The following is a 23,965-nucleotide window of genomic DNA, read 5'->3' as shown; positions in this document are numbered from 1 at the left end:
AGGGGATCGGCTCCGTGACGGGCACGATGGCCAACCTCACCGTGAACCTCTACTCCTGGTATGAGAAGCAGGGTGCCGTGCCGACCGGCCGTCAGATCGACGACCAGATTGGCAGGGTTGCCCGGCGACCCGGACCAAGGTGCTCGAACTCGCCGGCATGGAGAGCTTCGAGCGGTTGGAACCGCCGCCGACATGACGCGACCTCCCAGCTCAGCTAACAGCTAAGCCCGCTTGGCCCGATGTCGTCAGGGGTCCGCCGACGCGTACCGCCGGTGCGGCGTAGCCGGGTGAGAAGGTCGGAGATCTCCTGGGTCTCCTCGTGGTCCGGCCCGTAGACCAGCGAAAGGTCCTCGTGCAGTGGCACCAGCTCGGCCACCGCCTGTTCGACGCTGCCCTCGGCGAGCAGCAGCATGCCGATGTTGCGGCGTAGTTCCAGGGCGTCGGAGGACACGTCACCCTCGGCGGCACGGACGTGGGTGAGCACCTGCCGGAACCGGCGCAGCGCGGCGGTGGACTGGCCCAGCTCCGCCCGGCAGTGCGCGGCCTGGCGTAGGCAGGCCAGCGCGTCGTCACCGGTCGGCCCTCCGGTGCGTGCGAAAGCCGAGTACAGGGCATCGAACTCCGGCAGGGCCTGGCGGAAGTCACCGCCGATGACGAGGATGGCCGCTCGCCGCTGACGGAGGGCGAGGACCCGGGGACTCTCGACGCCGAGCACGGCTGCCGCCGGTTCGATGACCTGTTGCAGCGCTTCCGCCGCCTGCGTGTACCGCTCCTCGGCGAGCAGGTCGTTGGAGCGGGACACCGCGCCGTGGATCGCTCCCCGCAGGTCCGTCGGAGGGCCACCGGCGGACGGTTGCGACGGGACGGGGCGCTCACGCGGGTCTGGCACGGACGGGGCTTCCGGCCGCAGCCGTGGCGCGTTGGGGCGGCGGTACAGCAGCGTGGGGTCCGGCACGCCGGTCGGGCAGTGTCCGGCCGACGGAGGATGGGACCCCGGGGCGGGGAGGAACGGCAGCAACCGTTCGTAGACGTCGTACGCGTCCCGGGGGCGGTGCTCGGGCGCCTTGGCGGTGAGCTGGAGAACCAACTCGTCCAGGGCTTCCGGTACGTCCGGTCGCAGCTTGCGCAGTGGCAGAGGCGTCTCGGAGACGTGCTGCCGCATCAGCTCGAACTCGTTACCGCCGGCGAAGACGGTCCTGCCGACGAGCAACTCGTGGAGCACGCAGCCGAGGGCGTACAGGTCGCTCTGCGGGGTGATCCGCGCGCCCTGGATCTGCTCCGGCGGCATGTAGTGGTGCGTTCCGATGACACTGCCGGTGACGGTGAGGCGGGTGACGTCGGTGCGGAGCATGGCGGCGATGCCGAAGTCGAGCACCTTGACCGCGCCGGCGTCGGACACCAGGACGTTGTCCGGCTTCAGGTCCCGATGTACGACAGGGACGGCGTGGGCGTGGGAGAGGACCGTGCAGATCTGCGCCGCGACCGCCGCCGCCCAGTCGATGGGCAACGGTCGGAGTGGGTCGATGTAGGCGCGCAGCGAGGTGCCGCGCACGTGCTCCATGACCAGGTAGACCTGGTCGTAGGTGCTGTCGAGCACGGCGTCGTACACCTGGGGGACGCCGTGGTGTTGGATGCGGGCGGTGACGCGGGCCTCGCGGCGGAAGCGCCTGGCGAACTCCTCGGCCTGCTCGGCGGAGGCGATGACGTCCGCGCGGATCAGCTTGACGGCGACCTCACGGTCGAGGACGGCGTCGTAGCCGCGCCAGACCTGCCCCATCCCGCCGGAGTTGATTTCGTCGACCAGTTCGTACCGGCCGGCGATCGGCTCTGCCCGCACTGTCACCCCCGCACGGTAGTGGCTTTTCAGGCGGCGTCGTCCACGACGCCTTCCTGGCGGCGGATCATCTGCCATGCGGCGCTGCGGGCGCTGCGGTTTAGCGAGCTGCGGAAGTTCTGCTGCGGGTCGAAGTACTTGCGGCCCAGGTCGGCGGTGGTGTCGAAGTGGTCCATCATCTTGTCCTCGAAGACCGGGTCGAAGACGTGGCCGAAGTTCTCCTCGTCGTTGGCGACGGCGGCCAGCCGCACCTTCGGGTCGGCGAGCGCCTCGTGGAAGGGCTTGATGACGTCCTGCTCGGTGAACTCCGTGCCGTACTTCGCGTTGAACCGGTCGATGAGTTCCGACAGCAGCGACTTCTCCGACTCCTTCGCGCCGCCGGATCCGTCGCCGAAGCCCTTCATGTCGGCCGGCCCCTCCGGTACGAGGCTGACGTCGTGCTCGCCGGTCTTCTCGACCCGCAGGTGGCTGAGGTCGACCTCGCCGATGTCCACGCCGCCGTCGTCGCGGCGGGGCAGCCGGTTGAGCAGGTGCCGCCCGTAGAGGTAGAGGCGTTCCAGCTCCGCGTCGGCGTAGGGGACGATCCCGGAGAGGAAGCTGTATTTGCGCGCGTAGTCGTTCAGGTCGGCGCGGAAGGTCTCGGCCGTGGCCTGCTCTTCCTCGTCGTCGCTGTCGAGCAGCTCGGTGAAGCGGGCGACCGCCGGGTCGAGGTGCCGGTACAGCTCGGCGTGCAGCTTCTCCCACTTCGCCGTGTTGCCGGCGGCCTGCTCGTCGGCGGCCAGCCAGGCCGCCGCGAAGGCGAGCATCTCGTCGTCGACGAGGAGCGCCGCGGACATCACCCTGCTTTGCGCGGTGTAGAGCAGGTTGGGGTCCGAGGGCAGGGTGGCGGCTTCCTCGAAGTACGGGCGGAAGGCTTCCTTGATGTCCTCCGCGTCGTTGACGAAGTCCAGCACCGCCAGGTCGGACTGGCTCTTGCGCTCGTGGGTGCGGTTGAGCCGGGACAGGGTCTGTACGGCGGCGATGCCGGTCAGCGTCTTGTTGACGTACATCGTGGTGAGCAGTGGCTGGTCGAAGCCGGTCTGGTATTTCTCCGCGACCACCAGGATCCGGTATTCGCGCTGCCCGGCGCCGCCGGCCTGGGCGGCCTTGTCGTCGGCCCGGGTGTACGCGAACGCCTTTTCGAGCGCGCTTTCGGCCAGCCCGCCGTTCTCCTTCGCCTCGGTGAGCTCCTCCCCGTCGTATTTCAGGGTGCCCGAGAACGCGACCAGGACGCCCGGGTCGGGGTAGCGGAGGTCGCCGAGGTACTTCCTGATCGAGCGGGCCATCTGCACGGCCTGTTGCCTGCCTGCGGTGACCACCATCGCCTTCGCCCGCCCGCCGAGCCTGCCGGCGGTGTGCGTGCGGAAGTGCTCGACGATGACCTGCGCGTGCTGGGCGACGGTCGAGTCGTGGGTGAGCGCGAACCGGGCCAGCAGCGGGTTTGCCTTGGCCCGGTCGACCTTCCGCTCGTCGGGGTTGCCGTTGACGAGCTTCCAGTAGGTGTCGTAGGTGACGTAGTTGCGCAGCGGGTCGAGGATGAACTTCTCCTCGATGGCCTGCCGCATCGAGTACGTGTGGAACGGGTGGTACATCCCGTCCTCGCCCAGCGTGCCGAAGTCCAGGAGGGTCTTGTGCTTCGGCGTGGCGGTGAACGCGAAGTAGGAGAGGTTGGCGGCCCGGTGCCGCCTGCGCGCCTTGGCCTTCAGCTTGGCCTCGGTGCCGGCCGGCGCGGGAACACTGGTTGCTCCCGGGTCGTCGGAGTCGGCGTCGAGGCCCAGGTCACGCAGCACTTCCCGGACGGAGCCGGCCGCTTCGCCGGACTGGGAGGAGTGCGCCTCGTCGATGACGATCGCGAAGCGCCGGCCCTGGATCTCGGTGGGGTTGCGCTTGAGGTAGTCCACCAGGGCCGGGAAGGTGTGCAGCGTGACGGTGACGATCTTGCCCGTCCCGCGGGAGAGCGCCCTGGCGAGCTGCTCGGATTTCGAGCCCTGCCTCTCGTCGATCTTCACCACCAGGCCGGCGGTCTGCTCGAAGCTGCCGACCGTCGCGCGCAGTTGGGCGTCGAGGTTCCGCCGGTCGGTGATGATGACGACCTTGTCGAAGACGGGGGAGCCCGGCTTGAGGCCGGCGGCGACCGCGCCAGGGTCCAGTTCGGCCACGTCACGGTGGGCGTGCAGGGACGACAGGCGGTGGCTGAGCCAGGCGATGGTGTTCGACTTGCCCGAGCCCGCCGAGGCCATGATCAGGTAGTTGTGGCCGGCACCGTGCCGCGCCGCGTGCGCCGCCAGCTTCCGCACCGCGTGCCACTGGTGGTAGCGGGGGAAGATCAGAGACTTTCGGGTACGCCCGTCGGCGCCCTTCTCCTTGTGCAGGTGCACGAAGCGTTCCAGCAGTTCGAGCCAGTTGTCCCGCTGCCAGATCTGCTCCCACAGGTAGGAGGTGGCGTACTTCCCGTGCTCCGTGGCGGGCGGGTTGCCCCTGCCGCCGGGCCGACCCGGCCCCGCCGAGCCGGTGTCGAAGGGCAGGAACCGGGTCGACTTGTCGCGCAGCTGGGTGGTGACGAAGACCCGGTCGGGGTCGACGGCGAAGTTGGCGATCACCCGACGCGAGAAGATCAGCTCGGTCGGGTCGCGATCGGTGCGGTACTGCTCCTTCGCGTGTTCGACGCCCGAGCCGGTCAGTGGGTTCTTCAGCTCCGCGGTAGCCACCGGGATGCCGTTGAGGAACAGCGCGAGGTCCAGCCGGTTGCCCCGGTCGGCCTGCTTGGTCGCGTACGCCAGCTCCCGCACGACGGTGAGCCGGTTGTGCCGGTAGTCGGCGAGGATCGCGTCGGACTCGACAAAGGACGGCTTGAAGTAGGCGACCCGGATGCGTACCCCGTGGTCCTTCACGCCCTTGCGGAGCACGTCGAGCAGCCCGTCGGTGGCGATGGCCTGGTCGAGGCGCTTGACGAACCCGCGCTGTGCGGCGGCCTGGTCGTCGCCGTAGAAGGCGATCAGTTCCTTCCACTCGGCGGCCTGGGTGGCGCCGATGAAGGTGAGGAGCTGGGCGGTGTCGAGGCCGAGTTCGGGGCGGTAGTCGGCGTTGTCGCCGCGTTCCCAGCCGTTGGCGAGGAGCGCGGCGACGATCGCGTCCCCGAAGGCGGACTCGTGATGGATGGGGCTCATGCGTCCTCGTCAAGGTCGCCGAGGTCGTCGTCGTTCCGGGTGTCCAGTGCCAGCCTCGACAGGGACCTCCCCTCCGCGTCGCACCATCGGGCAGTTCCCTGGGCAGCGACGGGCGCCTTGCTCCACTCCGCCAACCGCCACATCTTCTGCACCAGCCCGGATGGGGAGTAGCGCTTCCCGTCGGCGGCCCAAAGGAGCGGTCGCACCCGCTGGTTGACCCAGGTCGCGGCCCCCCGATTCGAGTCGGCCGCGAGCCAGGCGGCCAGTGCGTCCCGCTCGGGCTGCCCGATTGCCCGGAACGTCAGTGGCGTGCCCTCAGCAAGTCGGTTGGCATCGACCAGGGTGGGGACGGCATTGCGTCGGCGCTGTCTGGGGATGCTCCTCACCGGCCGGTATTCCTGTGGCAGGTCGGGAACCGAAGCGCCGCTCTGCAGATCTCTCAGCACCAGGCCGGCGAGGGTGCGACAGGGCTCGGGCTCGGCAAGCGTACTGGACACCAGCTGCTTCTTGAATTCGGCGTCGACGTGGTGAACGAGCCAGTCCGTGGCGCGCTCGACCACCCTCGGCACCTGAGCCAGGATCGCGTCCCAGTCGGTGTCGGGTTCGTCGATGCCGTCGAGGTCCAAGTGTTGGAAGACGATGTGTGCAATCAGCCGGTTCCCGCGCTCCACGATCGCCTCGGCCCGCGCCTGCCGGTTCTTCGCTGTGCGGTAGAGCGTGGCGTCGACCTCCCGCAGAACGAGGACGCTGCGCCAGATCTGGTAGGCGGAAGGTTGATCCTGGGCGTTGAACAGCAGGTGGTAGGCGCCCTGGGAGCCTTCCTCCCACAGTAGCTCCGCGCCGAGTTTGGCGCGGACCGCGAGATCGGAGTTCCGGTGCGCGCAGGCGAGCGCGACGGCGGCGACCTCCACCGAGCAGCCGCTTTCGGCTGCGGGCTCCTCACCGCGCTTCACCGCGTAGGTCTTCTGGAGCGAGAGAAGGAAGTCCTGTTTGATGCGCCGCTGCACGGCATCGAGCGCGACGAAGTCTCGTCGCTCCACGCGGTTCTGGGTGTTCGTGGCCGTGGTCACCGCGTCGGCGAAGCCCGGCGGGCAGTTCTTGAGCGAGATGACCCGGACGGTCACATAGCCGTCGGTGATCGCCTCGGGATCCTTGCGGAACGCCCGGTGGATCGCGTGGACGGTCTGCGCACCGTTCACCACGCTGGCCCCGTCCAGCTTGAGCGTGACCGGCGCCCGCTTTGCCGCACGCTGGAAGTACTCGGGATCCACCGTGTCGCATAGCACGGTGATGCCGTTGTTGAAGAACCAGAAGTTGTGCGGGTCGGCGGTCAGCGTGTCGATCAGGCCTTGGTTGACCTGCGTGATGCCCAGCGGCTTGCGAATGTTGCGGTCGAAGAGGCGGTCCTCGTGAGTGCCGTACCACTCAGCGATGTCGGCGACCGACACGATCCCCTGGAATGCCTCGTAGGGCTCGGTGACCCTGATCCAGTCGTGCATCCTGGCGGTCAGCGGGATCGGCGGTTCGGCGAAGTCGTTGTAGACCACCCCCCAGATGTCGCGGGCCAGGTAGGTGCGCTGGTCGAGCATGTTGCCGAACTGGTTGAACTCGTCCTGCGCGTCGGAGAGCCGCTGCACGACATCGTCCGCGAGTGGCTCGGCCCGCATCACGGTCGGCACCAGGGTGATCCTCGACCCTCGGTTGCTGAGCACGGCGGCGACCTGGTCCGCGAGGTTCTGGAATCGGACGTTGAAGCGGTCGAACTTCCGCGCATCGATGAGGCGAAGCCCCTCAATGAACTTGAGCGCGTCGGCAACGGCGAACTTCCCCTTGCCGCTGTCACTCCACTTCGACTGCACCAACCAGAGATGCGACGCGTTCTTGTCGATGGCCACCGCGTCGATGCCGATGTCGTCCCGGCCGTCGATCACCGCCTCGGCGGCGGCTGCCGAGTCGCAGCCCGTCAGGTCGCGAACCGTCAGGGCGGCCAGGGCCCTCGACAGAAATGCCTGCTCGCGATCCGCAACTGACTTGTTGGCGAGATCCTCGAGGTCTATCAGACCGCCGAATTCTCGTAGCAGCGCATCCCGCACCTGCCGGACCTGGGTCATCGGGGCCGTGTCGTAGGGCGACGCGCCAGGCGTCGCGGGCTTCCCGCTCACTCGATTACCTAACTGCCGACCGGTCACCGTCATTGCCACACGTCGCGTTGGACGTGCCCGAGCGCGCCGGGACTGCGGTGGGGCGGATGAGTCTGGCCTTTTCAGTCAAGCTGGGCTGCCCCACGCAGCGTGTTGCGCGTCGATCACCGAAACAACTGATCTTGGCGCGCGTGCGCCACCCATGGTAGCGGCCGGGGCAATTTCCCTGCGCGTCAGAAAGGCCCTGTCGGGAATTGGCCGATTGTCTTGCGTCATGGTGACTATCGGGTCGGCCGGACCGCCATGGCTACTCGCCCACACGGTGACCGCTGTCGGGGTTCGGCGGTCAGGCGTGGGGCTGCACTGCTCGATCTTGGCCGCTGGAGGCAGTCACGGGCATGCATGCATGAGGCCACCTTGCGTAAGCTGCTTCCGACTGATCACGCCTGGTGAGTGCTGGACGTTGGCACCAGGGGAGGGAATGTGAGCGCGGCGCAGATCATCGCGCAGTTGGCCGCTGCATCGCAGAAGTTGGATGAAGCGCAGGCCAAGTTGCTTGCGGCGAGGGAGGACGCAAGCCAGGCGCGGACGCTCGTGGCCGGCGCGTTGCAGGGCAGTTCGGGGCAGTTGGTCGGGCAGATTGATGGCCTCGTGGAGGTGCTCGGTCAGGTCGCCAGCCGTCCGGCAGCGACCAGGGAACAGGTGAAGCAGACGATCGCGAAGGTACAAGCGCTGGGAAACTAGACGGGGGTGGTGGCAGCAAATCAGGCCAGCCACCCGCGACATCGGCACAAGGGAAGCCGCCTGCCCGCAACGCCTCGACGGCAGCGAGAGCGCGACGTGCAGCGGACAAGGGCAAGGGCAGGCCCGACCCGCGGCGTGAGCTTGTCAGCCCGGAGGCGCTCAGCGCTGGTGCTGCAGTCGGATCAGCGCTATGGGCTAGCGTGTCTGAAATTATGCCGATCACTGCCAAGGCACTCGTTGGAACCTTCCTCGCCCTCGGTGCGGCGGGCGGCGCGCTCAGGGCCTGGCTGGCGAAGCTCGATGAGAAGAAGGGCAAGGATGAAGATCAGCAGTCGAGTTGAGCCGCTGACACGCAACGCCATCCATGCGGCAGTGCAGCAGGATCTCTCCAAGCTGGAGACGGCATTGCAGGCGCTGCCCGACGACCAGGCGGCGCGAGAGACAGTCGAGCTTGCCCTCGCCGTTACGCAGCTTGCGATGTGGGAGATCCATCAGGGTAGGCCGAGCGACGAGGAAACCCTCGCCGTCGCTGCCGAGATCGCGCGGGCCGAGGCTTGGGCACGTGCGACTGAAGAGCAGGTCTCCGCCTTCCTCTTGCGCCTTGTCAACGGTGAGCCCTTCGCGGGTGCGGTACCTACGGAGAACGTCGTCGTCCTGGCGATCGTCTCAGCAGCCAACCTGCTGTCGTCGTGCCGGCGCGATGATGAGGAGTGGTGGAACCATCTGGACCGGCTGGAAGCGGCACTAGAGAGCGCATGAGCCGCCTCGCGGTGCGGTACTGACGGGGGCGTCTGCCGACTGGCGGGGCGCTCCCCGTTCAGGTTCGGCTAGGTCAGTCCGACGGTGGCGGCCAGGCGGGTCACGTCGGCGGCGGGAAAGCCGGCGCGGAGCACGGCGGTCAGTGCGGTGCGGGCGGCGGGGCGGATGCGGGTTTCGGCAGGGGCGATGGCATCGGCGGCGGCCAGGGCGCGGCCGGCGGCGTGGGGGTCGCCGAGGTCGAGGTGGGCGCGGGTGATGTCGATCAGGTGGGCGGCCCGGTGTTCGGCGGGGAGCAGGTGCCAGGCGTCGTCGCTGGTGGCCCGCTGGTGGATGGCGACGGCCTGACTGTGGTCGCCGAGGCGCATGGCGATCAGGGCGCGGGCGAGTTCGACGGTGGTGGGGCCGAACCCGATGCCGTCGTGGTCGCGATGGTGCCGTTCGTCGTGGGCGGTGGCGAGGCGGGCCGCGCGCTCGGTGAGATCGCCCGCAGCGGCGGCGTCCCCGCACGCGGCGGCCGCGAGAGCGGCTTCTACCAGCAGGGTTCCGGTCAGAGCGGGCTCCTCCGGCAGGGAGTCGGGTGATGCTGCCAGGCCGAGATGGGGTACGGCGTCGAGGGCGGCGGTCATCGCCAGCCGGCCCCGCCGCAGGGCCCGCAGCGCCTGCGCGAGGGAGACCGCCGCGAGGCCAGCACGCCGTGGGTCGCCGGTGGCGGCGCTCATCGCCCGGTCGGCCGCCAGTCAGGCCAGGTCCGCCTCGCCGAGCTTGACCAGCACCTGGGCGGCGAGCCGGTACACCCGCACCAGCAGGTCGGCGGCGGACGCGTCCCACGGCTGTGGATGGCAGGCCCGGCGACTGCCGTCGAGCAGGTCGGGCAGCATCCGCAACACCTGGGGAAGGTGGCCGTTGCGGTACGCCGTCCACGCGTACCCCGCCTGGTGGTCAAGCTCCCGCAGCGATGGTGGGGGCTGGCTGTCGTTGCCGGAGCCGGGTGTGTCGTAGCGGGCCAGCGCCGCCCGCACCCGCTCCACGACGCCGCCGGTGTCGGCGGCCGGCGCCCGCTGGGCCTTGCCGGCCAGCAGGACGGTCGGGGCGACGCCGAGGGCCCCGGCGACCGTCTCGATCACCGAAAGGCGATCGAGGGTACGTACCCCGCGCTCCACCTTGTCCACCCAGCTCTTCGACTTGCGGATCCGGTCGGCGAAGACCTGCTGAGTCATTCCCCGACGCGTCCGCAGCTCCGCCACCCGCCGCCCGATCGGCTGCTCGTAGCCGTTACGCCGGCCCGGCCCGGTCAACGCTCCCGCTCCGCCGGCCGCATGGCCTCGGTGGACTCGCCGCAGCGCGGACACCACCGCGACTTCACCTTGAACGCAACCAGCCCGAGCAGGAAACCAGGCATCAGGCCACCGAACACGATGGACAGGACCTTGGGAATCACGAGCAACCTTCTCCTTCCTGGATCGATCGCCGACCTGGGCCTGTGGCGCTGGAGGAAAGTTAGCGCACTTACTTAGAAGATCGGAAGCATGAACATGCACTAACATCGGTTCCGATGAAGGCATCCCGTTTGCTGCGCCCACAGCTGCGTGGTCGACTTGACGTGAGCAAGTGCGTCGGGTTGAAGGGGTCACCCATGACCAGCAAGGAACCGCCGAACTACCAGCGCGTCGTGGACGACCTGCGCGCGCGGATCCTCTCCGGTGAACTGGGTCCCGGCGACAAGCTCCCCACAGAGAAGGAACTCCAGAAGCGGTGGGGCTTCTCCACCACGATCATCAAGCATGCCCTCACGCTGCTTCGCAGCGAAGGGCTCATCGAGGGTCGACGCGGGTCCGGGAACTATGTCCGCAACCGGACGAGGCTCGTCCGCCGCGCCCACTCCCGGGACATGCGCAAGCGCATCGGCAGCACGTCGCCGTTCGCCCGAGACAGCGAAGCCGCAGGCAAACAACCGAGTTGGGAGGCCGACAGCCGGAAGATTCCGGCGTCGGCCCCTCTCGCGGAACGACTCGGCATCCAGCCCGGCGACATGGTCATGCACACCAAGTACCGGTACCTCGCCGACGACACCCCAATCCAACTCGCTGACTCGTACGAGCCGTTGACCATCACGGGCGGCACCCCCGTTGAGTACCCCGAGCAAGGGCCGATTATCGGCGTGGTCGCCCGCATGGACTCCATCGGCGTGGCCATCGACCGCTTCGTCGAGGAGGTCATCACCCGACCGGCGATGCCCGACGAGGCCGAAGCCCTCGAACTCGACAGACGCGGCGGCATGTGGGTGATCTCTGTCGAGCGCACGTACTACGCCGGCCAAACCGCCGTCGAGACCGCCGACATCGTGTTCCCTGGCGGCAGGTACCGGCTCGTCTACGAGATGCCCATCGACCCGTGGACGCCATCCGGCGGGTAGGAATCCCTCGTTTCCGGACGGAGGGCTGGGCGGATTCAGTTCCTAAGCTTCGATGGGGCGCTCTCCTCGCAAATCCAAATGAATCCCCTTTCGCAACCCCGTCGCACGGCGAGAACGCGTAAATGCAGTCCCAGCAGCCGGCTCAGGCCTCGATTCCTCGTCCGCTGGCGGTGGAGATATCGATCTGGCCAGTGACAGCGGCAGTGATCAGTGCTTGGCGACGCTCGGTGAGTAGCGCAAGCTGTTGATCCAGTTCCCGTCTCAGGCGGGCGATGGCGTCGAGCCGGTTGCGGACACTTCGCACTAGTTCGCGTTGGCGTATGACACGCGGCAGCGGAATGGGGAAACTAAGGATCTTGCTGCTGTTCGTCGAGGCCAGGTTGGTTGTTCTTGAACCCGTGCTCTCGAAATAGCAGCGTCCGTGCATCGTCTGGGTCATGAGCGCCAGGTAGTCGCCATCGAGTCGGTCCAACTCAGGACGAAGTGCGAAGACATGATTCTGGTGCAGGCAGTTGGGCAGTTCGCCATTCCATACGGTGCCTCGGCCGAGCTTATCTAGATCTCCGCCCTCCGTCATCAGAACATCGCCAGTGCGCAGCGTGCACCGCTTCGCAGTCTCGCGCGGCACAGTCACTTCAGTGACGTTCGCAAGGTCCACGTAACCGGCTTGCACGTTCGCCACCCGTAGGTACGGACGAGTCACGGCGTCGCCGCTCACGTCGCGGTTGCCGTCTACGGTCAAACCATTCTGCAACCGACACACGTAACCGAGTCGCACCAGGGGGACGTCTTCGGGCATGTTGGGCAACCAAGGCCACGGCGACGTCCCCCTCCCTGCAGTGAGTACACCAGGTATCAGTGTCTCGGAAACTTCGGCATACGAGCGCTCTTCCAGGATGGCGCGCTGTCGCATCCGATCCGCCGCAAGTCTGTCAATGTGCGCGGTCTCGGCGTCGAGGAAGTCGGCAATGCGGTGTTGCTCCAGAGGTGGGGGAATTGGGAGCCGTATATCACGCGCCACATCGAGGTTGATCCGAGACCGTGTGGAGCCGCGTGTTAGTGCAATTACCTGATCGGTAACGAATGATGAGCTGAGTGCCCAGGCGGCGAACCGATGCGTTAGTCGCTTTTCGTCTAGCCGTGCGCGGAAGCAGTCAGCCTTAACTATCGCGGGGCCGATGTTGTCTGGGGCTATACAACCGCGCCCGACCGGATGGCGTTCGTCGCCGAGGCCGGCTATGAGCAAGTCGCCAGGAATTACTGTGTGACGCTGCAAGTGTGTGTAGTAGTCCAACGGGATGTAAGCGGCGTCGGTGTTGCGGAAGTAGGCGGACCCAATGTTCCCGAGTCTGACGACGCGTGCGCCCTCGTCAGAATAATGGCTACTTGTCAAGGAGCTGCCAAACGGGCCGTCGACGATCTCGTTGATGAAGCGCCGAAGTGGCACCTGGGGGTATGTTGTAGGCGCTGTTGCAGTCACTCGGTCACCTCGCCCAGCAGCGCCTGGATCTCGGCCTCCAGTGCCTTCAGTTCCGCGTCGATTTCCGCCAGCGGCCTCGGGGGCTTGTAGACGTAGAAGTGGCGGGTGAAGGGGATCTCGTACCCGATCTTGGTTTTCTCGTGGTCGATCCAGGCGTCCGGGACGTGGGGGAGCACCTCGCGGCGCAGGTACTCCTCGACGTCCTCGTGCAGCGGCACGTTCTCGTAGTCGCGCAGCTCCGTGTCCGGCTCCGTTTCGCCCTTGACGAGCTGCACCTCGCCCTCGGGGTCGCGTACCCCGATGATGTCCCGCATCGCCTTTTGGAACGGCGTGCCGGTGGGCCAGGGCACGCCGCCCTCGGCCATCGCCTTCCGCAGCGCGTCCCATGCGGCCCGCTTCGTCGTCCACACCTGCCCGATCAGCGGCTTCAGCGCGGTGGTCAGCGCCTCGACGTCCGGCACCTTCTGGATCGGCTTCGAGACGGCCAGCGCGGTCAGCGTCTCGTCGGTGACCTCGAAGCGGAGCTTCAACGGGCGTTCGACGGTGATCCGGCGGTAGCCGAAGTCCTCGTTCGCGAAGACCTTCACCTTGCCGTGCTGCGGGTGCTCGCCGTCCTGGGCGACGTCGAGTGCCTCCGCGTACAGCCGGGTGATGTCCTTGATCTGGTCCGGGGTGACGTACTTGCGCTTGTCGCCGAGCGACTTGCGCATCTTGGCGAACTGGTCGCGGGCGTCGAGCAGGACGACCTTGCCCCGGTGGCCCCTGGCCTTGCGATTGGTCAGGATCCAGAAGTAGGTGGAGATGCCGGTGTTGTAGAAGAGCTGGTCGGGCAGAGCGACGATGCCTTCGAGCCAGTCGTTCTCCAGGATCCACTGCCGGATCCGTGACTCGCCCGACTCGGCCGCCCCGGTGAAGAGGGGGGAGCCGTTGAAGACGATGGCGATCCGGCTGCCGCCCTTGCCGTCGAGGGTGACCGGCTTCATCTTCGAGATCATGTGCTGGAGGAAGAGCAGCGAGCCGTCGTTGATCCGGGGCAGGCCGGCACCGAACCGACCGCTCTCGCCGAGCGTCTCGTACTCGTTCTCGACCTCGTCCTTGACCTTCTTCCACTCCACGCCGAACGGCGGGTTGGCCAGCAGGTAGTCGAAGTGTTCGCCGCGGTGGCCGTCGTCGCTGAACGAGTTGCCGAACTTGATGTTGTCCGGGTCCTGATCCTTGATCATCATGTCGGACCGGCAGATCGCCCAGGACTCCGGGTTGAGTTCCTGGCCGAAGACAGTGACGGTGGCGGACGGGTTGAGCCTGGTGATGTGCTCCTCGGCGGCGGACAGCATGCCGCCGGTGCCGCACGCCGGGTCCATGACGGTGCGCGAGGTGCCCGGGATGCTGAGCGCGTCGTCGTCGGGCGCGACCAGCAGGTTCACCATCAGCTCGATGACCTCGCGCGGGGTGAAGTGCTCACCGGCGGTCTCGTTGGACTGCTCGGCGAAGCGCCGGATCAGCTCCTCGAAGACGTACCCCATCTGGTGGTTCGTGACGTTCGGGACCGGCTTGCCGTCCTCGCCGAGAATCACCTTCCCGGTCTTCTTGTCGCGCTGGTGAGGATGCAGGTCGAGGTCCGCGAAACGGCCGACCACCTGGTAGAGCAGGTTCGCGCTGTCCAGCCGCCGGACCTGCTGGGCGAACTCGTAGCGCTCCATCACCTCCTGCGCGTTCTCGGAGAACGCGCCGATGTAGGCGAGCAGGTGCTTCGCCGTCTGGCCGGAGTCGTTGGCGATCGACTTCAGCGTGTAGCCGCTCACGTTGTAGAAGCGGTGCCCGGACGCGCGGCGCAGGAACCGGGAGACGTCCACGTCCTGGCCCCTGAAGCGGTCGTGTTCCGTCAGGACCTTGTCCCGGGTGAGGTCGAGGACGCACTCCAGCCGGCGCAGCACCGTGAACGGCAGGATCACCTTGCCGTAGTCGGACTGCTTGTAGTCGCCGCGCAGGAGGTCGGCGACCGACCAGGCGTGATTCGCCAGCTCGGTGTGCTTACTGCTGTTCAACGTGATCCTTCCGGTGGGAGCAGTGCACCGCCGGTGAGGCCGGCGGCCAGGGTGCGGGCGGTCTCGTCGGCGAGGCGGTTGGCGATGTCCGCCGCGACTCGGAGCGCGTGGAGCTGGCGGAACGCCTTGCCGTACCGCTGTTGTTCGTCGAGGGGGAGCAGGGGGATCCGCAGGCGTCTGGGGTCGACCCGGACCACGGTGGTGCCGGACGACGCGGCGCTGAGATTGTCCTCCGCGGCCAGGAACCCGGCCAGGAACCACGGGTCCAGGCGGGCCGGGTCGGGACGCAGGAGGTGGAGGTGCCGGCCGAGGAGGTGGCCGGCGTCGCGGGCGTCGGCGACGCGCGCGGTGCTCACGCCTTCGTGCAGCATCTCGGGGAGGATGACATCCCCCGCCTCGATGGTGACGTCCTCGTCCGAGCGTTCCTCCTCGCCGGCACCCGAGGCCGGGCGGCGGGACACCACGTCCCGCGCGGTGAGTGTCCGGGGCAGCTCGGAGTCCTGTAGGGCAGGGCTCGAACCGCGGATCGCCGCTGGCGCGCGGAGCAGCGTGAGGGCGGCACCCCGCAGCAGGTCGGCGACGGTGGCGGTCCGCCAGGATCGGGGATCGGCGCCGGCAGGAGGCCAGGTGTGACCGCCGCTGAGGGCCACCAGCCCGCTGGCCGCCAGCCGCAGCCGGCTCCTCAGCTCGTACGCCATCTCGGCGAGTTCGTCGGGCTTCGCCGCGACCGGGGCGGCACGTACGTGACGCGCCGGGCTCAGGTCCACCGCCTCGTCGAGCAGGTCGACGACCGGGACGGCCCGTGCCACGCCCGCAACGGGATCGTAGTTGTCGGGGTGTCGGTCGAATTCGTGCCAGGCGTCGAGCGCCGCGCTGCGGATCGCCGGCCAGTCCAACGTGGAGCGCCTGTCCGGCGTGTCGCGGGTGTCAGTGGTTCCGGTGCCGGCGCTGTCGACCATCAGGACCGTCGGCGGCAGGGTCGCCTGCGGGTGCGGCCGTTCGAGCAGCCACAACTGGAGGCCGATGTGCAGCGGCTGGGCCACCCCGACAGGCAGGGCGACGACGGCACGTAGCGCACCGCTGCGGACCATCTCGGCCCTGATCCGTCGCCCCGACGGCCGGAAGGCGGCTCCCGGCGGCATCAGCAGGACAGCACGGCCACCCGGGGTCAGGTGCGCGAGACAGTGTTGCAGCCATGCCAGTTCCGACTCGCCCTTCGGCGGCAGCCCGAACAGCCACCGAGGGTCGTACGCCAGGTCCTCGTGGCCCCACTCGCGGTGGCCGTAGGGCGGGGTGCAGAGCACCGCGTCAGCGGCCAACGTCGGGAACGCGTCGTCGCGCATGCTGTCACCGACCTGGACCTGTGCCTTCGTCCCGCCAGCCTGCACGGCGAGGCGGGCGGCAGCCTGCGCGGCGAACACCCCCACCGCGTCCTGGCCGTACAACTCGTGTGCCCCCCGCCCGGCGGCGGCCAGCAGCAGCCCACCCACCCCGCAGGCCGGGTCGAAGACCCGATCCGGGTACGGCTCACCCGGGCCGGCGAGAAGCTCCGCCATCAGATCGGCGACGGGCGGTGGCGTGCGATAGGCGCCCCCGGCCTTGCCGTCCCCGATGTCGCCCTCGGCCAATACCTCCAGCGTCTGCGCCGCGCCCACCTCGTTGACGCAACGCAGCACGGCACGAAGCACCTCGGCCGCGTCGGGCTGACCCGTGAGACTGCCGACGCCGGGGATGTCGACCGCGTACGACCGGCTTGTCTTCGCAGCCCATGCGGACAGTTGGTCATCGGGCAGCCCGACGGCTTTTTCCACCTCGCTGTCGGCTACGCGACTCGCCGCGACGACGAGCGGCAACAGTCTGCTTCGGTGGGCGAGGTCGGTTGCGCTGGTCCGTAGGGCCGTGCGCAGATCGTCGGTGGGGGAGCTGGCAGGCAGTTGCCCGCGCGCGGAAAGCCAGGCCCGGACGGCGTCCAGGTCGTACGCCGGGCTGGTCTCCGTCCCGCCCGACGGGGCGGGGAAGTCGGGATGACGCCGACGCCAGTTGCTCACGGTGGCGCGCGTGACCCCGGCCAGCCGGGAGATCTCGGCGGCGGTCACCTGGGTGGGCTGCGGCATGGGCGTCCTGTCAGTGGTCCTGCGTCTCGCCGTCACCCTACACGGGCCCGATCGCGCCTAGGCTGTTTGACGGCGCTTTCAGCGAAAAGTGTGCTAGGGTCGCTTTCATCAAGGCGCGGCCGGTCGTTCATCTCCCCCTGCCCGCGTTCGACCCCCCCGGGCCTGCCACCCCCCTCCAGGAGGACCCTCCGTGTCCATCGCCGTGCAGAGTTCCTACACCGCCGCCAAGAGCCGAAACCAGAGCCGGGAGAGCTGGTCGGTCATCTTTCGGCACCCCAGCAGGATCGATGCGGGTACGGGTGAGCCCGGCCGCCGGGTTCGTCGGGCGCTCGGGACGGCCGATGACGCCGAGGCCGCCCGGATGGTCGAACAGCTCAACGAGATCCTGCGCACCCCGGACCTCTGGGAGCCGACCGCACGGGCGAGCGCCGAAGCGCGATTCGACGCCCGGATCGTGGAGATCTTCTACGAGGACGGGGAGGCTGTGCAGCTCGACTTCGCAGGCGTACGCGAAGAGCTTCTTCCGCTCCCCACCGCGGCGGACGGCTACGAGACCGTGATGATGCTCGGCACGACCGGGGCAGGCAAGACGACGGTGGTGCGGCAGCTCCTCGGCACCGATCCGGAGACCGAGCGTTTCCCGTCCACGTCGACGGCGAAGACGACCGTCGCCGATACGGAGCTGATCACCAGTACGGACGAGACATACCACGCCGCCGTGACGTTCACGCCTCGCGACGAAGTGATCGACTACCTGAGTGACAACGTGTCAGCCGCCGCGCTGGCCGCCTTCAACGGCAAGGGCGACGCCGAGGTCGTCCGGCAGCTTCTCGATCACGTCAACCAGCGGTTCCGTTTCAGCTACGTATTGGGCCGTGCCACCGCGCCGGCCGCCGACGACCTTGTGGACGATGACGTCGACGACGGCGAGGAGGTCGACCCGACCGAGTACGGCCAGGTCGACATCGAGTTCACCCAGCAGGTGATCCAGAAGGCGGTGCGCTCGGTCCGGGCGATCGTCGAGCGATATGCCAGCGACACCCGGGACGCGTTCGATCCCAGCGAGGAAGACGAACGGGCCGTCGCCGAATACATCGAGGAGAACCTCGACACCGCGTTGCGGCAGTCCGACGAGTTCCACGGCATCGTGGATTCCCTGATCGACGAGATCGAGAAGCGCTTCACCACGCTGGAAGTCGGTGACCTACGGCGGAACCGGCAGGACTGGCCGGTCAGCTGGTTCTGGAGCACCGACGACAGAACGGCGTTCATCAAGAACGTCACCAGATTCTCCAGCAACTACGCCCCGCTGTTCGGTCGCCTGCTCACGCCGCTCGTCAACGGCATCCGCGTCAGTGGCCCGTTCGTACCGCAGTGGGCCGCCCAGCCGGCCAAGCTCGTCCTGGTCGACGGCGAAGGTCTCGGCCACACCCCGAAGTCGGTTGCCACCCTCTCGACCAGGGTCGCCCTGCAGCTCGAGAAAGTCGACGCCGTGCTCCTGGTCGACAACGCGGCCCAGCCGATGCAGGCGGCCCCGGTGGCGGCGCTCAAGGGCATCGCCGTCTCGGGCAACGCGATGAAACTGCACTTCCTCTTCACTCACTTCGACCAGGTCAAGGGCGACAACCTGCCGACATTCTCCGCCCGGGAGGAGCACGTGCTCGCCTCCGTGGAGAACGTGCTCAAGGCGATCGGCGACGAACTCGGCCCGGCCGCCGAGCGCGTCCTGCGTCGCCGCCTCGACTGCGCACGGTTCTTCGTCGGCGGGATCCACGAGCCGCTCAACGCGAAGAAGAGAATGGGAGGACGGTCGATCGAGGAGCTCCAACGGCTGGTCGACGCCCTGGCCCACCCGGAGCAGGCTGTCGAAGCTGGCCCCAGCCGGCCGGTCTACGACCGGATGAATCTCTCCCTCGCGGTGACCGAAGCGGCAAAGAGCTTCCACCTGCGGTGGCGGGGACTGCTCGGGTTCGAGTTCAACCCGGACGCGCGGAAGGAGCACTGGACCCGCGTCAAGGCGTTGAGTCGCCGCCTGGCGGAAGGGTGGGTGGACGAATACGACAACCTCAAGCCGGTCGCTGATCTCCGCTATGCGCTGCAAGCGCAGGTATATCTCATGCTGCAGCAGCCGGTGCGCTGGGACGGGGGCCAGCCGAGCGACGACGAGAGGCAGACGATCATCGACGAGGTATCGAATGCCGTGACCGGGGAGCTGATCGATCTGGCCCGGCGCAGGCTCCAGCACGAAGTGCAGCGCAGCTGGCAGACGGCCTACAACCAGAGCGGCAAGGGATCCACGTTCGTCCGCGCCCGCATCATCGCCTCCGACATCTACGACAAGGGCGCCCCGGTGCCGACTGTCAGCGCATCGCCGGACCAGAACCGCTTCCTGAAGGATGTCGCGGAGATCGTTTCGGAGGCCACCGAGGAATTCGACATCGTGCTGGAGTGAGAGTCTGACCGTAGTGGGTTGTGCTTGCCGCACGTCGTCGAGACGAGCGGCGCGCACCCGTGCAGTCGTGCTCGTCGCCGTCGCGGCTCATCACCAGCACCACGGTCCCTCCGTGCGCGCTCGACCTGACGGCAGTTCTGCCGGGGTGCGGGTCGCCACCAGCCCGTCCGTCCCCTGACACTAATCAGTCACCACGTGCGCTGCGACTCCAGGCGGCCTTCGGCCCTGCCCCGTCCTCGGTGAGCGCCGACGCGCGCCCGCTCAACGCGTCGACGCGTTCGACGAGTCGGCGTACGGCGTCCTCGTCGTCCGCGTCCACGGCCGTCACGCGTTCGAGCAGCGCGGCGTAGTCCGACGTCAGCGTCAGGTACTTCCTGCCGAACGTCTCCTTGGCGCCGTCGACGTGGGCCTGGCGCTCCGCCATGGCGTACCACCGGTCGAGGTCGATGATCTGCTGGGCGAGCACGGCGGCGGCGGCGCTGAGCGCGCTGCGGGCGTCGGCGCTGTCGTCGCGGCGGCGGCGACGGGCGTCCGCGAGCCGGCCCGCGCGGCGGCCACCGACGTAGAGCACCGTCGCCCCGGCGACGACGGCCACGATGGCCGCGGCCGCGAGCAGGAAGCGGGGCAGCGACGGGCTGATCGTCCGCGCGCCGTCGGGAACGGTGCCGGCCTTCACCAGCAGGTCGTAGTTGACGGTGACGACCTTCAGCGCCTCCAGGGGGCGGTCGGCGAAGGTGTCGACGCCCCGGCTGACGGCCATCTCCGCCACGAAGGCCCGGCCGAAGTTCCCGTCGTCGCGCCCGGGCAGCAGCGCGCACCCGTAGGTGTCGTACTCGTCGCCGTCGCGGCTCATCACCAGCACGACGGTCCCGTCGGCGGCGCGCTCGACCTGGCGGCAGCCCTGCCTGAGGTCGGCGCCCGGCGCCAACATCAGCACGACCAGCCGGCGGTTGCCGATGATCCGTTCGGCCGCCGCGCGGTCCAGCTCGACGCCCGGCGCGACGTACACGGAGGAGGCGCGCACGTGGCGGGCGACCGGGCCGTCCAGCGCCCCGCCGGTCCACAACGCCCAGCCGGCCAGCGCCAGGCAGGCCAGGACGGCGACGCCGAAGGGCGTGCCGAACAGGTCGGCGAGCCGACGTCGTACGGACTGGCTCACGACAACCTGCCCCGGAGGTAGAGGTGCGGGCGGTAGCTGGCGACTCCCAACGTCCGGGCGCCGTCGTCCAGCTCGTCGGCCGCCTCGTCCAGCAACGTCCGCACGTGGCGGTCCGGCAGCCCCTCGTCCAGCGCGGCGCGGGCGGCCTGGAGCTTGACGATGCCCCGGGTCAGCGCCGGATCGCTGCGGGCGTCGGTGAGCAGGGACATCTCGACGGCGAGCGCGGTGAGACCGGCCAACCGGGCGGGCGTGCCACCCCGCCCGGGGTCGCCCCGCCGGACCACCAGGGCGTCCGACCGGCGCAGCGACCGGACCGAGAGGATCAGGAACGTCGCCACGCAGCCCGCGAAGAGCCACGGCAGGGCGGGCAGCGCCACCCGCAGCGGGTCGACCGGCTGGTACGGCAGCGGGCGGTCGAACAGCCCCGAGTAGCGCAGGTCGGTGACCCGGTTCAGGTACGCCGTCAGGATGTTGCCCTGGGGGTAGTCGTACCGGCTCAGCCGGCCGCCGAACTGGCCGTAGAAACTCGCCCCGGCCAGCTCCGCGAAGTCGTCGGCCGCCGGGCCGTGGTACTCGATCCAGAGGCCGTACATCACGACGATCGGCGTGCCCGGGAACAGCTCGGCCAGCGCCGGACCGTACCGGGGCACCGGCTCGCCGAACGGCTGCGCGGGCAGCGCCACGTACCGGGCGCCGTCCGGGAAGGCGTTGCGCGCGGCCTTGTCGGGGATGCCGGTCAGTGTGGCCCCGGCCCCGAGGTGCAGGCCGGTGGCCCGCAGGTCGGCGGCGACGGCGGCCAGCTCCCGGTCGGTCGGGTCACGCCACCGCAGCTCGTCGTGCTCGGGCGGGTCGGGCGCCTCCCGCAGCGCGGCGATCAACGCCACCAGCAGGCCTGTCACGTCGGCGGTGGCGAACTGGGCGCGCCAGCCGGGCAGGGTGTCGGGTACGGCCTGGTAGATGCCGCCGCTGACCTCGGTGCCGATCACCCGGACGGTCGCGTTCTTCACGTCCCGTACCCGTTTGCGTTCGTCCTCGTCGAGCCCGGGCGGCGCGACCAGGATGCGGACGGGTTCGGCGCCGGCGGCCTCGCGGACCCGCTGCTCGTTCCAGCGTGCGGTCGCGCCGGGGAGCCGCACCACGGGTTCGGCGGCCATCAGCGCGGTCATCTCGTCCACCGAGGGCACGCTCGCGTCGCTCAGCTCACCCGCCGAGCCCTCGTCGATCTTCGCCGGGGCGGCCGGCGACCGGCCGTAGCTGACGTCGACGCTCTGCCGCTGGGCGAGCAGGAAGACGACCAGGACGACCACGGCGACGCCGAGCAGCGCCCAGCGCAGCAGCTCGTACCGGTATCGCCTGCGCGATTTCACTGGTGCGTGCGCCACAGCCGGTCGGCCTCTCTCGCGTGTTGCGCCGCCTGCCGGGCGGCGGACGCCCCGCCGCGCCCGGCGGCGATGGATTCGGCGCGGGCCAGCAACTGCTCGGCCTGCGGCACCCGGGTCACCGCCGCGTCCCGGCTGACGGCCGCGCTGTCGATGGCCGCGCGGGCGGCGGACCAGGCGGTCCGGCGCTCCCGCCCCCGCGCCCGCCACCGGGGCAGCAGGGTCGTCGCGAAGCCCGCGCCCACGAGCAGGACGCCGCCGACCAACCAGGCGAGGAGGGTGTGGGACATGCGCTCCAACCATCGGGCGAGGGGTACGGGGGTGCGCTCGGGAGCTGTCGGGGCAGGCAGGGGTACGACCGAGTCTGGCTCATCGAGGCGAATCGGTGCGCACCAGCCCTCACCGGCTCTGGCCTGCGGTCGGCCCGGCACGCCGGGGCGTCGTATCGTCTCCGCATGGCGCACCCGGTCTGGGCGGACGGCAGGGCCTACGAGGCGTACGTGGGCCGGTGGAGCCGCCCCGTCGCGGGGGAGTTCCTGCGGTGGCTGGCCGTGCCACCGGGCCGCCGCTGGCTCGACGTGGGCTGCGGCACGGGCGCGCTCACGTCGACCGTGCTGGCACTGGGGGACCCGAGGCACGTCTCGGGCGTCGACAGTTCGCCGGGCTTCGTCGCGTACGCCCGCGCGGCCGTCCGCGACGGACGGGCGGCCTTCCAGGTCGGCGACGCCCGGGCGCTGCCCCTGCCCGACCGCTGCGTCGACGTCGTCGTCAGCGGACTCGCGGTCAACTTCGTGCCCGAGCCGGCGCGCGCCGTCGCCGAGTTCGCCCGGGTCGTCCGCCCCGGCGGGGTGGCCGCCGCCTACGTCTGGGACTACGCCGGCGGCATGGCGCTGCTGCGGCACTTCTGGGACGCCGCCGCCCTGCTCGACCCGGCCGTGGCCGAACGGGACGAGGGGCGCCGGTTCGCGGGGTGCGACCCGGACTCCCTGCGCGGGATGTGGACCGACGCGGGCCTGACGGCGGTGGCGCTCCGGCCCGTCGACGTGCCCATGGTGTTCGCGGACGTCGACGACTACTGGACGCCGTTCCTGGGCGGGCAGGGCCCCGCCCCCTCGTACGTCGCCTCCCTGACGGCGCCGCAGCGCACCCGCCTGCGTGACCTGCTCGCGGCCCGCCTGCCCGTGGCGCCGGACGGCTCGATCCGGCTCACCGCCCGGGCCTGGGCCGTCCGGGGCGCGGCGCCGGCCTGACCGCCCGCAGGCGCCCGCCGGGCCTTCGCGGTCGGAGGCGCGCAGCCGGGTGAGGCCGTCCGGCTGTCCGCTTCGAGACCCAGCGGTACCCGCCGCCGACGTCCTCGGTCAACCTGATCCGTGACGCCGGGTGTCCCGCCCGTCGTGGAGATCGGAGGACCGATGAAGGCCCGTTTCCGACGGCGGTCGACCCGGATGACGCTGTTCGCGGCCCTGGCCGCCGCGCTGGTCGCCGCACTGCTGCCCGCCTCGCCGGCGCTCGCGCTGCCCTCCGGTAGCGGCTGGTCGGCCTCGTGGAGCTACTACCATCCCACCGCCTACCAGTACGCCGGCACGCTGCCGGGCGTCCGGCTGACCGGCTACGCCACCGACAACTCCGGCACCAGCACCACGGTCGGCACGATCGAGGACACCGCCGACGACGGCCGCTGCGCCAGGGTGATGCTCTACGCCAACGGCGTCGGCTACGTCGCCGACCGGACCACCTGCGGCAGCGGCAGCTACCTGACCTACTCCACCGGCAGCTACAGCCAGGGCCTGCTGGTGATCGTCTACCGGATGGTCTCGGGCACCACCACCCACGACAAGGGCTTCGCCATGTTCGTTCCCGGTTCGTCCGCCGATCCGGAGCTGCGCACCGTGGGTACGGGCGCCAGCTGGTCGTACTACACGTCGGCGGCGTTCCAGTACACGGTCACCCGTCCCGGCGTGCGGCTGACCGGCTACGGCGCACACCAGTACGCGGACCAGCGCTCCTCGCTGAACACGGTGGAGAAGACCGCCGCCACGGTCGGCTGCGCCACGGCCAAGGTCACCGGCGGTGTGTCCACCAGCGGCGGCACCTGCGTCAACGGCGGCAGCACGTCCTTCTCCCGCGCCGACCTGACCAACAACCTGGAGGCGTCCGCCTGCTACCAGCCGGTCCCCGGCACCCGGCGCTGCCTCGCGGTGGGCATCCCCGAGCCCTGGTGACCCGACCGGCACCCGCT

The 23,965-nt window shown here is 69.4% G+C and carries 19 protein-coding genes; 7 read left to right on the top strand and 12 right to left on the bottom strand.

The window, feature by feature from the left end:
• Positions 1 to 214 precede the first annotated feature (214 nt).
• The 3 genes from OG989_RS31160 to OG989_RS31150 are packed head-to-tail and all read right to left on the bottom strand — an operon-like array spanning position 215 to position 7,151.
• Positions 215 to 1,843, bottom strand: coding sequence for a serine/threonine-protein kinase (locus tag OG989_RS31160; RefSeq protein ID WP_327029286.1), 1,629 nt, complete (start codon positions 1,841 to 1,843; stop codon positions 215 to 217).
• A gap of 20 nt (positions 1,844 to 1,863) precedes the next feature.
• A complete protein-coding gene (locus OG989_RS31155; protein WP_327029285.1) occupies positions 1,864 to 5,040 on the bottom strand; it encodes a type I restriction endonuclease subunit R in 3,177 nt (1,058 codons plus the stop codon).
• On the bottom strand, positions 5,037 to 7,151 hold the full coding sequence (locus OG989_RS31150; RefSeq protein WP_327029284.1) for an AIPR family protein: 2,115 nt from the start codon (positions 7,149 to 7,151) through the stop codon (positions 5,037 to 5,039). The genes OG989_RS31155 and OG989_RS31150 overlap by 4 nt, the downstream gene beginning before the upstream one ends.
• A gap of 513 nt (positions 7,152 to 7,664) precedes the next feature.
• On the opposite strand from OG989_RS31150, the gene OG989_RS31145 reads away from it, so the two are divergent.
• The 3 genes from OG989_RS31145 to OG989_RS31135 all read left to right on the top strand — a co-directional run bounded on the left by OG989_RS31145 (position 7,665) and on the right by OG989_RS31135 (position 8,684).
• Positions 7,665 to 7,925 carry a DUF6244 family protein gene (locus OG989_RS31145; RefSeq protein WP_327029283.1) on the top strand — a complete coding sequence of 87 codons (261 nt, stop codon included), beginning with the start codon at positions 7,665 to 7,667 and terminating at the stop codon, positions 7,923 to 7,925.
• Positions 7,926 to 8,137: 212 nt separating this feature from the next.
• On the top strand, positions 8,138 to 8,266 hold the full coding sequence (locus OG989_RS31140) for a hypothetical protein (protein ID WP_327029282.1): 129 nt from the start codon (positions 8,138 to 8,140) through the stop codon (positions 8,264 to 8,266).
• Positions 8,244 to 8,684 (top strand): hypothetical protein, encoded by a 441-nt coding sequence (locus OG989_RS31135; RefSeq protein ID WP_327029281.1) that lies wholly within the window; start codon positions 8,244 to 8,246, stop codon positions 8,682 to 8,684. Before OG989_RS31140 ends, OG989_RS31135 begins: the two co-directional genes overlap by 23 nt.
• Positions 8,685 to 8,752: 68 nt before the next feature.
• Here OG989_RS31135 and OG989_RS31130 read toward each other — a convergent pair whose 3' ends face one another.
• From OG989_RS31130 to OG989_RS31120, 3 genes are read right to left on the bottom strand one after another with little or no spacing between them, the layout of a single operon-like run.
• Entirely contained in the window at positions 8,753 to 9,403 is a 651-nt protein-coding gene (locus OG989_RS31130; protein ID WP_327029280.1) for a hypothetical protein, read from the bottom strand.
• An 18-nt stretch (positions 9,404 to 9,421) separates the two neighbouring features.
• Entirely contained in the window at positions 9,422 to 9,979 is a 558-nt protein-coding gene (locus OG989_RS31125) for a helix-turn-helix domain-containing protein (RefSeq protein ID WP_327029279.1), read from the bottom strand.
• Positions 9,976 to 10,122, bottom strand: coding sequence for a hypothetical protein (locus OG989_RS31120; protein ID WP_327029278.1), 147 nt, complete (start codon positions 10,120 to 10,122; stop codon positions 9,976 to 9,978). Before OG989_RS31120 ends, OG989_RS31125 begins: the two co-directional genes overlap by 4 nt.
• 195 nt (positions 10,123 to 10,317) lie before the next feature.
• Between OG989_RS31120 and OG989_RS31115 the strand changes: the two genes are divergently transcribed.
• Entirely contained in the window at positions 10,318 to 11,097 is a 780-nt protein-coding gene (locus tag OG989_RS31115; RefSeq protein WP_327029277.1) for a GntR family transcriptional regulator, read from the top strand.
• 142 nt (positions 11,098 to 11,239) lie between these two features.
• Here the strand turns inward: OG989_RS31115 and OG989_RS31110 are convergent, their stop codons facing one another.
• The 3 genes from OG989_RS31110 to OG989_RS31100 are packed head-to-tail and all read right to left on the bottom strand — an operon-like array spanning position 11,240 to position 16,736.
• Positions 11,240 to 12,544, bottom strand: a complete 1,305-nt coding sequence (locus OG989_RS31110) for a restriction endonuclease subunit S (protein WP_327029276.1) — start codon at positions 12,542 to 12,544, stop codon at positions 11,240 to 11,242.
• A 29-nt stretch (positions 12,545 to 12,573) separates the two neighbouring features.
• Entirely contained in the window at positions 12,574 to 14,622 is a 2,049-nt protein-coding gene (locus OG989_RS31105; RefSeq protein ID WP_327029275.1) for a type I restriction-modification system subunit M, read from the bottom strand.
• Positions 14,619 to 16,736 (bottom strand): N-6 DNA methylase, encoded by a 2,118-nt coding sequence (locus tag OG989_RS31100; protein WP_327029274.1) that lies wholly within the window; start codon positions 16,734 to 16,736, stop codon positions 14,619 to 14,621. The genes OG989_RS31105 and OG989_RS31100 overlap by 4 nt, the downstream gene beginning before the upstream one ends.
• A 190-nt stretch (positions 16,737 to 16,926) precedes the next feature.
• On the opposite strand from OG989_RS31100, the gene OG989_RS31095 reads away from it, so the two are divergent.
• Entirely contained in the window at positions 16,927 to 19,188 is a 2,262-nt protein-coding gene (locus OG989_RS31095) for a hypothetical protein (protein ID WP_327029273.1), read from the top strand.
• Positions 19,189 to 19,372: 184 nt separating this feature from the next.
• On the opposite strand, the gene OG989_RS31090 is transcribed toward OG989_RS31095, so the two are convergent.
• Genes OG989_RS31090 through OG989_RS31080 form a run of 3 tightly spaced genes read right to left on the bottom strand, consistent with a single transcriptional unit; the run spans position 19,373 to position 22,016 of the window.
• Positions 19,373 to 20,347: a hypothetical protein gene (locus OG989_RS31090; RefSeq protein WP_327029272.1), complete on the bottom strand. Its 975-nt coding sequence runs from the start codon at positions 20,345 to 20,347 to the stop codon at positions 19,373 to 19,375.
• Complete coding sequence (locus tag OG989_RS31085; RefSeq protein ID WP_327029271.1) at positions 20,344 to 21,714, bottom strand: hypothetical protein; 1,371 nt, start codon at positions 21,712 to 21,714, stop codon at positions 20,344 to 20,346. Before OG989_RS31085 ends, OG989_RS31090 begins: the two co-directional genes overlap by 4 nt.
• Positions 21,711 to 22,016 carry a DUF6403 family protein gene (locus OG989_RS31080; protein WP_151453699.1) on the bottom strand — a complete coding sequence of 102 codons (306 nt, stop codon included), beginning with the start codon at positions 22,014 to 22,016 and terminating at the stop codon, positions 21,711 to 21,713. Before OG989_RS31080 ends, OG989_RS31085 begins: the two co-directional genes overlap by 4 nt.
• Positions 22,017 to 22,181: 165 nt before the next feature.
• Here OG989_RS31080 and OG989_RS31075 point away from each other — a divergent pair, with 165 nt between their 5' ends.
• Entirely contained in the window at positions 22,182 to 22,976 is a 795-nt protein-coding gene (locus OG989_RS31075; RefSeq protein WP_327029270.1) for a class I SAM-dependent methyltransferase, read from the top strand.
• A 195-nt stretch (positions 22,977 to 23,171) separates the two neighbouring features.
• Positions 23,172 to 23,948: a hypothetical protein gene (locus OG989_RS31070; RefSeq protein ID WP_327029269.1), complete on the top strand. Its 777-nt coding sequence runs from the start codon at positions 23,172 to 23,174 to the stop codon at positions 23,946 to 23,948.
• Positions 23,949 to 23,965: the final 17 nt, after the last annotated feature.

This window comes from Micromonospora sp. NBC_01740 (assembly GCF_035920365.1).
Taxonomy (GTDB): Bacteria; Actinomycetota; Actinomycetes; order Mycobacteriales; family Micromonosporaceae; genus Micromonospora; species Micromonospora reichwaldensis.
Note: the sequence above shows the minus strand (reverse complement) of the source record. Positions and strands in the feature narration are given on the sequence as shown.

What these genes read in the sequence shown, in the direction of transcription:
- OG989_RS31155 (WP_327029285.1), bottom strand. Translation starts at nt 5,040, where the DNA reads ATGAGCCCCATCCATCACGAGTCCGCCTTCGGGGACGCGATCGTCGCC.
- OG989_RS31150 (WP_327029284.1), bottom strand. Translation starts at nt 7,151, where the DNA reads ATGACCCAGGTCCGGCAGGTGCGGGATGCGCTGCTACGAGAATTCGGC.
- OG989_RS31140 (WP_327029282.1), top strand. Translation starts at nt 8,138, where the DNA reads ATGCCGATCACTGCCAAGGCACTCGTTGGAACCTTCCTCGCCCTCGGT.
- OG989_RS31135 (WP_327029281.1), top strand. Translation starts at nt 8,244, where the DNA reads ATGAAGATCAGCAGTCGAGTTGAGCCGCTGACACGCAACGCCATCCAT.
- OG989_RS31130 (WP_327029280.1), bottom strand. Translation starts at nt 9,403, where the DNA reads ATGAGCGCCGCCACCGGCGACCCACGGCGTGCTGGCCTCGCGGCGGTC.
- OG989_RS31115 (WP_327029277.1), top strand. Translation starts at nt 10,318, where the DNA reads ATGACCAGCAAGGAACCGCCGAACTACCAGCGCGTCGTGGACGACCTG.
- OG989_RS31100 (WP_327029274.1), bottom strand. Translation starts at nt 16,736, where the DNA reads ATGCCGCAGCCCACCCAGGTGACCGCCGCCGAGATCTCCCGGCTGGCC.
- OG989_RS31080 (WP_151453699.1), bottom strand. Translation starts at nt 22,016, where the DNA reads ATGTCCCACACCCTCCTCGCCTGGTTGGTCGGCGGCGTCCTGCTCGTG.
- OG989_RS31075 (WP_327029270.1), top strand. Translation starts at nt 22,182, where the DNA reads ATGGCGCACCCGGTCTGGGCGGACGGCAGGGCCTACGAGGCGTACGTG.
- OG989_RS31070 (WP_327029269.1), top strand. Translation starts at nt 23,172, where the DNA reads ATGACGCTGTTCGCGGCCCTGGCCGCCGCGCTGGTCGCCGCACTGCTG.